The 13206-nt window shown below is 43.3% G+C and carries 9 protein-coding genes; 5 read left to right on the forward strand and 4 right to left on the reverse strand.

Annotation, left to right across the window (positions count from 1 at the left end):
* Positions 1 to 2066: 2066 nt before the first annotated feature.
* The 3 genes from metF to metB all read right to left on the reverse strand — a co-directional run bounded on the left by metF (position 2067) and on the right by metB (position 6909).
* Entirely contained in the window at positions 2067 to 2951 is an 885-nt protein-coding gene (gene metF / locus C5471_RS07335; protein WP_021325406.1) for a methylenetetrahydrofolate reductase, read from the reverse strand.
* 359 nt (positions 2952 to 3310) lie between these two features.
* Positions 3311 to 5746: a bifunctional aspartate kinase/homoserine dehydrogenase II gene (locus C5471_RS07340; RefSeq protein ID WP_133813986.1), complete on the reverse strand. Its 2436-nt coding sequence runs from the start codon at positions 5744 to 5746 to the stop codon at positions 3311 to 3313.
* 2 nt (positions 5747 to 5748) lie between these two features.
* A complete protein-coding gene (gene metB / locus C5471_RS07345; RefSeq protein ID WP_133813987.1) occupies positions 5749 to 6909 on the reverse strand; it encodes a cystathionine gamma-synthase in 1161 nt (386 codons plus the stop codon).
* A 287-nt stretch (positions 6910 to 7196) separates the two neighbouring features.
* Here metB and metJ point away from each other — a divergent pair, with 287 nt between their 5' ends.
* Entirely contained in the window at positions 7197 to 7514 is a 318-nt protein-coding gene (gene metJ, locus C5471_RS07350; protein ID WP_133813988.1) for a met regulon transcriptional regulator MetJ, read from the forward strand.
* Between the two features lie 156 nt (positions 7515 to 7670).
* Here metJ and rpmE read toward each other — a convergent pair whose 3' ends face one another.
* Positions 7671 to 7886, reverse strand: coding sequence for a 50S ribosomal protein L31 (rpmE, locus tag C5471_RS07355; RefSeq protein ID WP_133813989.1), 216 nt, complete (start codon positions 7884 to 7886; stop codon positions 7671 to 7673).
* A 209-nt stretch (positions 7887 to 8095) separates the two neighbouring features.
* Here rpmE and priA point away from each other — a divergent pair, with 209 nt between their 5' ends.
* The 4 genes from priA (at position 8096) to hslV (ending at position 13201) form a co-directional block, all read left to right on the forward strand.
* The gene (priA, locus tag C5471_RS07360) at positions 8096 to 10294 is read left to right on the forward strand and encodes a primosomal protein N' (RefSeq protein WP_133813990.1); all 2199 of its coding nucleotides are present in this window, start codon (positions 8096 to 8098) and stop codon (positions 10292 to 10294) included.
* 327 nt (positions 10295 to 10621) lie between these two features.
* A complete protein-coding gene (gene cytR, locus C5471_RS07365; RefSeq protein ID WP_133813991.1) occupies positions 10622 to 11650 on the forward strand; it encodes a DNA-binding transcriptional regulator CytR in 1029 nt (342 codons plus the stop codon).
* 69 nt (positions 11651 to 11719) lie between these two features.
* Positions 11720 to 12547, forward strand: coding sequence for a cell division protein FtsN (gene ftsN, locus C5471_RS07370; protein WP_133813992.1), 828 nt, complete (start codon positions 11720 to 11722; stop codon positions 12545 to 12547).
* 123 nt (positions 12548 to 12670) lie between these two features.
* Positions 12671 to 13201, forward strand: coding sequence for an ATP-dependent protease subunit HslV (hslV, locus tag C5471_RS07375; protein WP_133813993.1), 531 nt, complete (start codon positions 12671 to 12673; stop codon positions 13199 to 13201).
* Positions 13202 to 13206: the final 5 nt, after the last annotated feature.

Genomic DNA, 13206 nt, shown 5'->3' on the forward strand with positions numbered 1-13206 from the left:
TGATGAAAAAGCGATGAGTTTATTTTTTCCGCTGAAAAAGCAAGAAAAAGTCATACACAATAAGGTCATTTATTGGTGAGTGCAAAATTGATCTTATTTTTTGTATTGAGAGTTTTTAGAGGTTCCCTGTTGTCAATTTATGTGGCAATGGCTTCAACATGTAAAGGTATTCATGGAACGCCGCATCATGACAACAGCAAAAATCGGGAAGGGTAAAAATGGGTGTATCACTATTATGAAAACCTATTTAACCTGTTATCGGAAATCGTTTTTTACTCAATGGATTTAATTGTTATAAAGTTTTAACCGTTGTTTTACCCCTTTAACACCTGTTTTTTATTAAGTTTAATCATCATCGGATATCGTATTTTATGTTTAACGAACACGGATTATATTCACTTTTTATCTTTTTTGATGCTGTTAAATAACTGGCGAGAAAGCGCTTTAATATCCGTTTATTCGGGTGATGTTATTTTACGTGCGACTTCTTTTCAACTTTGGATTTAATGGGTATAAAGTTTTAACCGTCGTTTTTACCCCTTTCAACACCTGCTTTTTATTAAGTTTAATCATCATCGGATATCGTATTTTATGTTTAACGAACGTGGATTATATTCATTTTTTATCTTTTCTGATGCTGTTAAATAACTGGCTAGAAAGCACTTTAATATCCGTTTATTCGGGTGATGTTATTTTACGTGCGATTTCTTTTCAACTTTGGATTTAATGGGTATAAAGTTTTAACCGTTGTTTTTACCCCTTTTAACATCTGATTTTTGTTAAGTTCAATCATCATTGGATATCGTGTTTTATGTTTAACGAACGCGGATTATATTCACTTTTTATCTTTTCTGATGCTGTTAAATAACTACTGGGAAAGCGCTTTAATATCCATTTATTCGGATAATGTTATTTTACATGCGATTTCTTTTCAACTTTGGATTTAATTAGCATAAAGTTTTAACCGTTGTTTTTATCTCTTTCAACACCTGCTTTTTGTTAAGTTTAATCATCATTGGATAGCGTGTTTTATGTTTAACGAACGTGGATTATATTCACTTTTTATCTTTTCTGATGCTGTTAAATAACTGGCGAGAAAGCGCTTTAATATCCGTTTATTCGGGCAATGTTATTTTACGTGCGATTTCTTTTCAACTTTTGATTTAATGGGTATAAAGTTTTAACCGTTGTTTTTACCCCTTTTAACATCTGATCTTTGTTAAGTTTAATCATCATCGGATATCCTGTTTTATGTTTAACGAACGCGGATTATATTCACTTTTTATCTTTTCTGATGCTGTTAAATAACTACTGGGAAAGCGCTTTAATATCCATTTATTCAGATAATGTTATTTTACGTGCAATTTCTTTTCAACTTTTGATTAATGGTTAATGATTTTCTATTAAATACTATTAACAGAAAACTTAAAATAAATCAGCGAGAAAAAGAATATTATCCAAAAAAACATAACGGAGTATCTTTATACCACCAAGCTATTTAAGGATTGATTTATGAAGATAAAAAACTTATAAAAACCGTTCATAATCACCAGTAAAACAACATCAGTAAAGATAAAAAGCGAATATGATTAACATTGATTAAACTTAATAAAAACCAAGTGTTAAAAACAGTAAAAACAACGGTTAAAACTTTATTATACCAATTAAAACAAGAGGTTTAAAACCTACCCACCATAAATCTATCAGTGAAAATGAGAAAAAGCATTGGCTTTATTAATGCTTATATACCCTGTAAAAAGACACATAATAATATATAATGGATTAATCAGGCAGCATATTAAAAGAAGAACCGAATTTAATAACGCTTTCAACCGGAGAGTGAATTCTTTATCAGCTAGTTAAATAATTATTCGTTAAACATAGGAATAACAAAATCTGCAAATAAATGATTTAATCGAATGCGAATTTGTCTACTCGCAGAGTAATTATATCAAAAATATATTAACCTTAATATCCATAAAGATAATAAGAACTCACCATTCATGGCAATACAGCGGAAAAAAATATGCTCTTACTAAGCGACATTTCTTAATAAGAGCCAATGATTAAGGACGAACACCCAGAGTATGACAAATTGCATAACTCAGTTCCGCACGGTTTAAGGTATAAAAGTGGAAATCCTTCACACCTTCACGACTTAAAATTTTCACCATATCCATTGCGATAGAAGCACCAACCAGATTAGAGCTCTCAGGATCATCATCCAACCCCTCAAACATTCTGGTCATCCAGCTTGGAATACGAACATTGGTCATTGTCGCAAAACGTTTTAGCTGACGGAAGTTGGATACCGGCAAAATACCCGGTACGATTTCCACATCAATTCCGGCGGCAACACAGCGGTCACGAAAACGCAGATAACTTTCCACATCAAAGAAGAATTGAGTAATCGCACGGTTCGCACCCGCATCAATCTTTCGTTTCAGGCAAATCAGATCAGCCTGAGAATTTTTCGCTTCAGGATGAACTTCAGGGTAAGCAGCCACTGAAATATCAAAATCAGCTTCTTTCTTAAGTAATTCAACCAGATCAGCCCCATACATTTTGGGTTTTTCACTGTTATCAGGTAAATCACCCCGCAGAGCCACAATATGACGAATACCATTATTCCAATAATCACGGGCGATTTCGCACAATTCATCGCGGCTGGCATCAATACAGGTGAGGTGCGGAGCAGCCTCAAGACCGGTTTTCTCTTTTATTCCTTTGATAATGCTATGGGTACGGTCACGTTCACCAGAGTTAGCCCCATAAGTAACAGAAACAAATTTAGGCTTGAGGGTGCTCAAGCGACCAATGGATTTCCACAGGGTTTTTTCCATCTCAGCTGTACGCGGTGGAAAGAATTCAAATGAAACACGGATCTGCCCTTCCAGTTCAGCCAGATTCTGATTTAGCGCTTCTCGCTGATTAGCGTGAAAAAAACTCATACCCTGTACCTCGTTAAACAAGCGGAATAATTTCCTGTCTTATAATTTGCCAGTTACTTTTATTTAAACATCTAAACACCTAACCACCTAACCACCTATACGTTTAGACGTCTAAATAAGATGAAGGATTGGGATTTTTTAGTCAACAATAAATTTGAGCTAAGAGAATGAGTAATATTCATACTGAATCGGAAAAAAATTCATCAGAGAATATTTAACTTTGTTTATATCGAGTTGGCAGATCAAGATGCCCAAGGCAACGATGAAGAAGGGTGTCTTTACCAGAACACGCTTCCTCTCGCTACCTCAAATATCAGGCGAAGGAAATCACATCAGATAACAAATGAGGGTTTTGCAACCTAAAGCAGTTGTGACAAACGGTTAAGATCAGACTGAATCGCGCCGGCGGTGACATCACGACCAGCACCCGGCCCACGGATCACCAGCGGATTATCACGATACCAACGGCTCTCAATTGCAAATACATTGTCGCACGGTAACAAGGAAGCCAATGGGTGATCGGGACGTACCGCTTCAACACCGACTTTAGCCTTACCATTCGCATCAAAACGGGCAACATAGCGCAATACCATACCCATTTCTTGTGCCGCAGCCAATCGCTGTACCATTTGCTCATTGATAGCACCGCTGTTATCAAAGAATTGCTCAATAGAACCTGATTTCGCTTCTTTCGGAACTAATGACTCAACACGCACCTGCTCTGGCTCAATCTCATAGCCAGCTTCACGGGCGAGGATAATCAGTTTACGCATGACATCCTGACCAGACAGATCAATACGTGGATCAGGTTCTGTCAGTCCCTGCTGCCACGCCTGTTCAACCAAATCACTGAATGGCACTGAACCATCAAATTGCAGAAACAACCAGGATAACGTACCGGAGAAAATACCACTTATGGACAAAATGGTATCGCCACTCTCGCGTAAATCTCTCACTGTATGGTTGATCGGTAAGCCTGCACCAACAGTTGCATTGTAAAACCAGTGACGACCGGTTTTGGCAAATGCATCACGAATAAGACGATAATCGTTACTACTGGAAGCGCCAGCAATTTTATTAGCACTGATAACGTGGAAACCATAACTGGCAAAATCACTGTAACATTGAGCCAGTTCTTCACTGGCTGTCACATCCAAGATCACCAGATCGTCATAAGGGTGTGCCCGCATCCACAGGAACAACTCATCAACATCATGCTCTGTCGCTTCAGTATCAAAGAAAGCTAATGCCCGGCTGGCATCAATCCCCTGATAGTCGAGTAAACTCCGGCGACTATCCGCCACTCCTGCCAGAATAAATTCAAAATCACTGCGGGCAGAAATATTTTTCTGCTCACGGGCAAATAACTCCAACCAGCGGGAGCCAATATTCCCTTTACCAAACAAAATCAGGCCAATTCGCTTTTCAGCACGGAACAAACTCTGATGCAGCCCCTGAATCACATGTTCCGTCTGATTGGTCCGCAACACCGCGACAAGACTGATACCCTCCTCCGCGTGCCAGATAAATTCTACCGGCTGATCTTTAAGCTGCTGATAAAAACGATGGCAATGCAATGGATTCTTACAGACACCCGCCCCAACCAGCGCCACCAACGCCAATCCTTCTCTCAGGGAAAGTTTCCCCGGCAGCGTAGCATCTTCCAAAACCTCCAGTGCGCTATTCACCACTTCGGAAGTGTAGCAGAGCTGAATCAGATTACAGTCCGGATGGATACCGGTTGCCAATGGGCGGATTTGTCCCCGTTTTAACAACAGATCAATATCTTTATATATCTGTTTAAAATCATTATGAGCAGCCACATGCAACTCAATCAGACAAACGTCATCATGGCTGGTGACAATTTTTGCCCCAGTCCCGGAAGCCAAAACCCTTTCAATACGGGTGGAACCCTGCTCCGGCTGGTAGCTGCAACGCAGCAGTAAATCAATATCACTGACAGAAACAGGCTGTAAGGTACGAGTATGCAGCACAGGTGCGGCAAGACGAGCAAGTTCACTCGCTTCATCCAAACGTAATAAAGGTAACAGACAAGCGTCCTTTACTTTTCTCGGATCAGCACTGTAAACACCAGCGACATCACTCCAGATAGTTACCCGTTTAGCCCCTGCCAGAGCACCAACCTGCGTCGCCGAGTAGTCACTGCCATTTCGCCCCAGTAAAACCGTTTCTCCATCATGATTACTGGAGATAAACCCCGTTACAACCAGTCGCTTATTAAGATTTTGAGTTAACAGCTGATTCAGTAATGGCTGAGAAAGGTCAACATTAACTTGAGGTTGAGCCGCCCGTTCCGCGCGTAAAAACTGACGGGCATCCACCCAGTCACTGGCGATGCCCTGAGCTTCAAGTACCGCTGACATTAAACGTGCAGACCAGATCTCTCCATGACCCACAACTTCTGCATAAGTCACATCACTTACCGGTTTATCCAGTAATGCACTCAACCTTTCAAGATCGGCAATAAAACGCTTCACCAACTCTTCAGCAACAGTTTCAGGCAGCAAACCTCTGATAAGATCCTGCTGATAACGGCGCAAAACCTGCTGTACCTGATGGGCAGAAATACGGTCGTTCTGGCTGAGTTTAAGCCAGTTAATTAACTGGTTGGTTGTGCTGCCTGCCGCAGATACCACCATCAAATCACCAGGTTGGCTATAATTAGCCATAATCTTGGCTACCCGTTGATAACATTTCACATCCGCAAGACTGCTACCACCAAACTTATGTAATTGGCGGCCATTTTCCGCCCCTGCTACTGCCAGTGCACTCATGGTTACTCCTTTAATACTGCCTGAAATGCATTTTCTAAATCAGCGATTAAATCCTGACTATCTTCAATACCCACAGAAACACGCAACAGTGAATCCGTAATACCCGCTTCCGCTCTTGCCTGTGCTGACATTCCCGCATGAGTCATGGTAGCCGTGTGGGAAATCAATGTTTCCACGCCTCCCAACGATTCCGCCAAAGTAAATAATTTCAACTCAGACAGAAAACAGCGTATTGCCGATTCATTGCCATCTAACTCAAAACTGATCATGGCGCCAAAACCGGACTGTTGCTTACAGGCAATTTCATGCCCTGGATGATCTTTTAAAGCAGGATAAAAAAGTTTCTTCACTAACGGTTGCTGTTGAAGATAATTCACAATCTCCCGCGCATTATTTTGCTGTAAAAGGATCCGTGGCGATAAAGTACGCATCCCACGCAACAGAAGATAACTATCAAACGCCGCACCGGTCACACCAATATTATTCGCCCACCAGGCAAGCTCCGTCGCGATATCTTCATCTTTTGCAATAATGGCTCCGGCAATAACATCAGAATGTCCGTTAAGATATTTAGTACAGGAATGAACAACCAGATCTGCCCCCAATGCCAGCGGTTTTTGTAATACAGGACTCAGGAAAGTGTTATCAACAATCACTGTCGCACCGACCTCATGGGAAAGCCGGCATATATGGGCAATATCCACGATACGCAATAAAGGATTACTTGGCGTTTCAATTAATACCAACTTTGGCTTTCTGGACAATACCTGCTTTAACGCCTGTTCATCACTCTGATCGACAAAAACCACGTCATAAGCACCACGTTTACTCTGGCTGTCAAACAAACGGTAGCTGCCGCCATAACAGTCATGGGGAGCAACCAACAGATCACCCGGCTTAAGAAAAACCGTACATAACAGGTGAATCGCTGACATGCCGCTGCTGGTCATAACAGCGCCGACTCCCCCCTCCAGTTCAGCCAATACCCTCTGCACCATATCGCGGCCTGGATTACCCCTGCGGGAATAATCATGTGTTCTCGGCTGATTAAAATCTGTAAAATTATAGGTACTGGAAAGATAAATAGGCGGAACAACACAGCCATACTGCTCATCATTATTCAACCCACTGCGAACTGCTATTGTTGCCTGTTTGCGTGTCATATCAGTCACCACTGCCTGCCATAAATTCAAGTCAAGGAAGAATACCCGCCACCACAATAGACGTCAACACATCTAGACATCTAAACCTCTTTACGGTTAGATTAAGTAATGGGATAATTATCCATTACAACTATGCTGCTTTTATTATTAGTCGTCATTATCTTATCGCATATACTATAACTGTATAATTGATAAGGAAATCACGATAAAATGGCAATATTTTGCAACGAAAGCGGGTTCTGTTATCCGACTTACTTTTATGATTTCACGACTATTTAAGGTACCCCATGGCTGAGTGGAACGGTGAATATGTCAGCCCTTATGCTGAACATGGCAAAAAAAGCGAACAGGTGAAGAAAATCACAGTTTCAATTCCTTTGAAAGTGTTGAGGATCCTCACTGATGAGCGCACCCGCCGCCAGGTAAATAACCTGCGTCACGCGACTAACAGTGAATTGCTGTGTGAAGCATTCCTGCATGCATTTACCGGGCAACCACTGCCCGATGACGCTGATTTACGTAAAGAGCGTAATGACGAAATCCCAGAGGTTGCCAAAGGGATCATGCGGGAATTAGGCATTGACCCCGATACCTGGGAATATTGATAGTGGTATAACGAAACCTCCTGCAAAATTCAGGGGGTTTTTTACTATGTCAAAATACAAAACACCCGATTGTTAAAATACAAAACGCCCGATGCAAAACATCGGGCGTTTGTTCGTACCAGTTGATCTGCTGTATCAGCAGACACAATTTGGCAATTATTTACCAACACCTGGAACATTGAAACGTTTGTTGAAGCGATCAACACGACCACCGGTAGCAACATCACGTTGTTTACCAGTATAGAATGGGTGGCATTGACCACATACGTCCAGATTCAGAGCGCGATTAACGGTAGATTTGATCTGCATTACATTACCGCAAGAACAAGTTGCAGTAATTGCTTCATATTTAGGATGAATATCTTTTCTCATGGGATAACCTCTGTTAAGGCCGTGTCGCTATCCAGCCCTGTTGCCGCCAGACACCACACGTCGTGTTGATAAAATAAGTTTGGTATCTTTTGTACCAAAGGCGGCGGATCATACAGAATATCTGCCTATCCCGCAATGAAATCCGTTGATTGTCTATGATACTCTATAGGCAATTTTTGCTTTATTTATTGATTGCCAGGAATAATTTTATGGCTGTTGTTCAGGTTGCCCTGCCTATCCCTCTTGCCCGCTCTTTTGATTATCTGTTGCCCGCAGAAAGCCAAGTACCCGTTGCAGGAATGCGGGTAGCCGTCCCATTTGGCAACCGCAAGGCGATTGGCATTGTCACAGGAACCTCTGATAGCAGTGATATTCCAACAGAACAACTGAAATCAATAGAATCTATTCTCGATACTCACTCCCTGTTTGCAGAAGATCTCTGGCAATTATTACTCTGGGCATCCAGCTATTACCATTATCCCATCGGAGAAGTGCTGTTCCATGCATTGCCGATACTGCTTCGTCAAGGAAAACCCGCCGAATCTGCCCCGCTCTGGCAATGGCAACTGACTCCGGCGGGAACTGAAATACCCTTGGCACAATTGAAACGTTCACCAAAACAGCAACAGGTACTGGCAGCACTGCGCCAGAAAGCGATATATCGCCATCAGATTACAGAGCTGGAATTAAGCGAAAGTGCCTTCCAGTCACTCAAAAAGAAGTCACTTATTGATTTATACCCGGTGCAACCTGAATCTCAGAACTGGCGAAATCACTTCCAAATCACCGGCGAACGCCTAAAATTAAACACAGAACAAGCCACAGCGGTTGGCGCTATCCGCGCAGAAGATCAGCAATTTTCTCCTTGGTTACTGGCTGGTATTACCGGATCAGGTAAAACAGAAGTTTATCTCAGTGTGCTGGAAAACATTCTGACGCAAGGTAAACAAGCGCTGATACTGGTACCGGAAATCGGCCTGACACCACAGACAATCCATCGTTTCAGAGAACGCTTCAATGCTCCGGTTGATGTTCTTCATTCAGCACTGAATGACAGTGAACGCCTTGCTGTATGGCTACGGGCGCAACGTGGTGAGAACGCGATTGTCATCGGTACACGTTCAGCTTTATTTACCCCCTTTGCCTGCCTTGGCGTCATCATTATTGATGAAGAACACGACAGCTCTTACAAACAACAGGAAGGTTGGCGTTACCATGCCCGTGATTTAGCCGTATTCAGGGCAAAAAAAGAGAATATCCCGGTGATTATGGGTTCTGCCACTCCGGCACTGGAGACACTTTATAATGTACAACAGGGCAAATACCGCCAGCTAACATTATCCAAACGAGCAGGCCATGCCCAATCAGCAACTCAACATCTGCTGGATTTAAAAGGCTTGCCACTCAAAGTCGGGTTATCTCAACCACTGATAAAGCGCATTGAAGAACACCTACAAGCCAGCAATCAGGTCATGCTGTTTCTCAATCGCCGTGGTTACTCACCTGCCCTACTCTGCCATGAATGTGGCTGGATTGCAGAATGCCAACGTTGTGACCATTATTACACCTTGCATCAGCACCATCGTCAGTTGCGTTGCCATCATTGTGACAGCCAACGCCCGGTTCCTCGCCAATGTCCACAATGTGGCTCAACTCATCTTCAACCTGTTGGCTTGGGTACAGAGCAGCTTGAAGACGGTATTGCTGCGCTGTTCCCTGATGTACCGGTTACCCGCATTGACCGGGATACCACCAGCCGCAAAGGAACACTGGAACAACAACTGGCCGACATTCACGCTGGTGGTAGCCGTATATTGATTGGTACCCAAATGCTGGCAAAAGGCCACCATTTCGCCGATGTCACACTGGTCGCTTTGCTGGATGTTGACGGTGCCCTGTTCTCAGCCGATTTCCGGGCAGCAGAACGCTTCGCACAGCTTTATACACAAGTTTCCGGTCGGGCTGGCCGGGCAGGTAAACAGGGAGAAGTGGTTCTCCAAACTCATCATCCTGACCATCCGTTGCTGCAAATTTTGTTAAATAAAGGCTACGACACCTTCGCTACTCAGGCGATGGATGAACGCCAAAGTGTATTTTTGCCGCCATTTACCAGCCATATTATCTTGCGGTCAGAAGATCACGATAATCAGCAAGCACCGGCTTTTTTACAGCAATTGCGCCTGCTTTTTGAAAATCATCCTCTGCGTGATGATAACTTATGGATAATGGGGCCAGTTCCCGCATTACAGGCAAAAAGAGGTGGACGTTATCGCTGGCAACTATTGATTCAACATCCATCCAGAATTTTTTTACAAAAAATCATGATGATGGTTTATCCACAAATAATGGCTCTGCCGCAAACCCGGAAAGTGAAATGGAATATTGATGTTGACCCAACGGATGGTTAGTGATTGATCATCTTTATTTTAAAGCATATAACGTTATCAGATTAAGCATACTTCTATTAACGAATTAGTAACATCACACTAAGTCATCCTCAATTAATAAAAAATTATTCACTAATTTGCGAGCCATATCGAATAAATGATTCATATCACACTTTTTTACAAACTAAAGAACAAACGAATTTGCCAAACTGTTTAGAATGGTCCCTTAAAAACATTGTCATCACCTTAAACCAAAATGTCGTGACTTTCCTAAAGTCACTGACGGTCTCCCGGCAACCAGAAAATGACAATCGTTTAACTAATCAGTCAGTAAATGAGGAGTGAGTTTTGGAGCAGAAAAAGAATGGCACCTCCGCAACAATGAAAGATGTCGCTGAAGTGGCTGGCGTTTCTACCGCAACAGTATCAAGAACACTCATGAATCCAGAAAAGGTTTCTTCCCAGACACGACAAAAAGTGGAACAAGCTGCACTGGCTGTGGGTTATTACCCAAATAATTTATCCCGCAATCTTAAACGCAATGAGTCAAAAACGGTTTTAGTCATAGTGCCAAATATCAGTGACCCCTTTTTCACTGATGTGATTTGCGGTATTGAAGAGACAGCAACACAACAAGGTTATCTGGTTTTAGTCGGTGATTGTCAACATCAGCAAAAACAGCAACACACATTTCTCAACCTGATCGTCACCAAACAAATTGATGGCCTGCTGCTGCTTGGATCCAATATTCCGTTTGACGCCAGTAAAGAAGAACAAAAAAACCTGCCCCCCATGGTAATGGCAAACGAATTTGCACCAGAGCTGGAACTGCCGACTATTCATATTGATAACCTGACCGCAGCATTCAACGCCACTCATTACCTGCAAACACTGGGGCATAAACACATTGCCTGCATCTCCGGGCCGGACGATATCCTGCTTTGCCGCTACCGACTTCAGGGATATATTCAGGCGTTGCGTCGTTCTGGCGGGACAATCCGTGAAGATTATATCGTCCAGGGTAACTTTACCCATGAAAGCGGCGCAAAGCTGACCGAGCAGCTGATGTCTCTGCCAGAACCCCCAACAGCTATTTTCTGCCACAGCGATGTGATGGCGATTGGCGTTATGTGGCAGGCTAAAAGAATGGGCTTAAGAATACCGCAAGATTTATCCATCATTGGGTTTGATAACTTAAGCCTGGCCATGTACAGCGATCCGCCATTAACAACCGTTGGACAACCCCGTTATGAGATTGGTCAAAAAGCAATGTTATTGTTGTTGGATCAAATCCAGGGCCATACAACATCTGGCGGTTCTCAATTACTGGAATCTGAATTAATCATCCGGCAAAGCACCTGTTCGCCTAAAAGCTAGGCAAATAACGCCAGGTTAAGTAACATGTCGTTTATTTCCTTTTATTTAAATAACTCAGCGAATTAGACAGTGGCACAACGAGATTATGTGAGTCGCGGGCGTTCAAACGCCCGCCGTAAAAACACCGATAAGAAAAAACACCAGTCCCAGGGTCTGCCAAAAACCACTCTGGCAGTCGCGGTAGCATTGGTCGTTATCTTTATTGGCGGCCTTTACTTTATTACCCATAATGGACAAAAAAGCACGCCAGACGTACTACCAAAACATCCTCAGCAAAATAATGGCTTACCGCCAAAACCAGAAGAGCGCTGGCGCTATATCAAAGAATTGGAAAACCGCCCTGTTGGTATCGTGACGCCACGTGAGCCATCATCCGGTGGGCAGACAAATTCACGAACTCAATTGACCGCAGAACAACGGCAATTACTTGAACAAATGCAGGCAGATATGCGTCAACCAGCGACCTCACTGCCAGAAGTTCCATACAATGGCGTTCAAGTGCCGCGTTCACAAGTGATCATCAAACCATCAGCAGAGACGCAACAACCGCTAGAAACAAGACCACATCCGCAACCTCAGCAAACATTGCCACAACAACAAATACAGACTCAGCCAGTTCAGCCACAGACACCGCCAACGGCAGAAACCAGCAAGCCTAAACCAACAGAAAATGCACAACGTATGATTTTGCAATGTGGTTCATTCCGCAATATGGACCAAGCTGAGTCAGTACGCGCTAGCCTGGCATTTGCGGGTATTGAAAGCCAAATCACCACAGGAGACGGCTGGCATCGTGTCGTTCTTGGCCCTTACAGTAAAAGCACCGCAGGAAAAATGCAGGAACGCCTGAAAGGCGCTGGCGTACCCGGTTGCATTCTCCGTGTTACTGGGGGTTGAAAAATGATAATTCTCCCCCATTTATACTGCTAACACCGTGCACACGGTATTTTCGATAGCCATATACACTGTCGAAAGTACCGTGCGCCACATTTATCTATTTTTGTAACCAAGGGCTTACTCGTGACTACAATTGTAAGTGTTCGCCGGAACGGCCAAGTCGTAATCGGTGGTGATGGACAGGCAACGATGGGTAATACCGTCATGAAAGGCAATGTCCGCAAAGTTCGCCGCCTCTATAATGACAAAGTAATCGCGGGTTTTGCTGGCGGTACAGCCGACGCTTTTACTCTGTTTGAACTGTTTGAACGTAAACTTGAAATGCATCAAGGGCATCTGACCAAGGCAGCCGTTGAACTGGCCAAAGACTGGCGGACCGACCGCATGCTACGCAAACTGGAAGCATTGCTGGCAGTCGCAGATGAAAATACCTCCCTGATCATTACAGGTAACGGCGATGTCATTCAGCCGGAAAATGACCTGATTGCCATTGGTTCCGGTGGTCCATACGCGCAATCCGCTGCACGGGCAATGCTGGAAAATACCGATCTCAGTGCCAGAGAAATCGCAGAGAAAGCCCTGACAATTGCCGGTGATATCTGTATTTACACCAACCATAATCACAACTTCGAAGAACTTCCTTCAAAAGCGTAAGGGTA

This window comes from Photorhabdus tasmaniensis (assembly GCF_011189505.1).
Classification (GTDB): domain Bacteria; phylum Pseudomonadota; class Gammaproteobacteria; order Enterobacterales; family Enterobacteriaceae; genus Photorhabdus; species Photorhabdus tasmaniensis.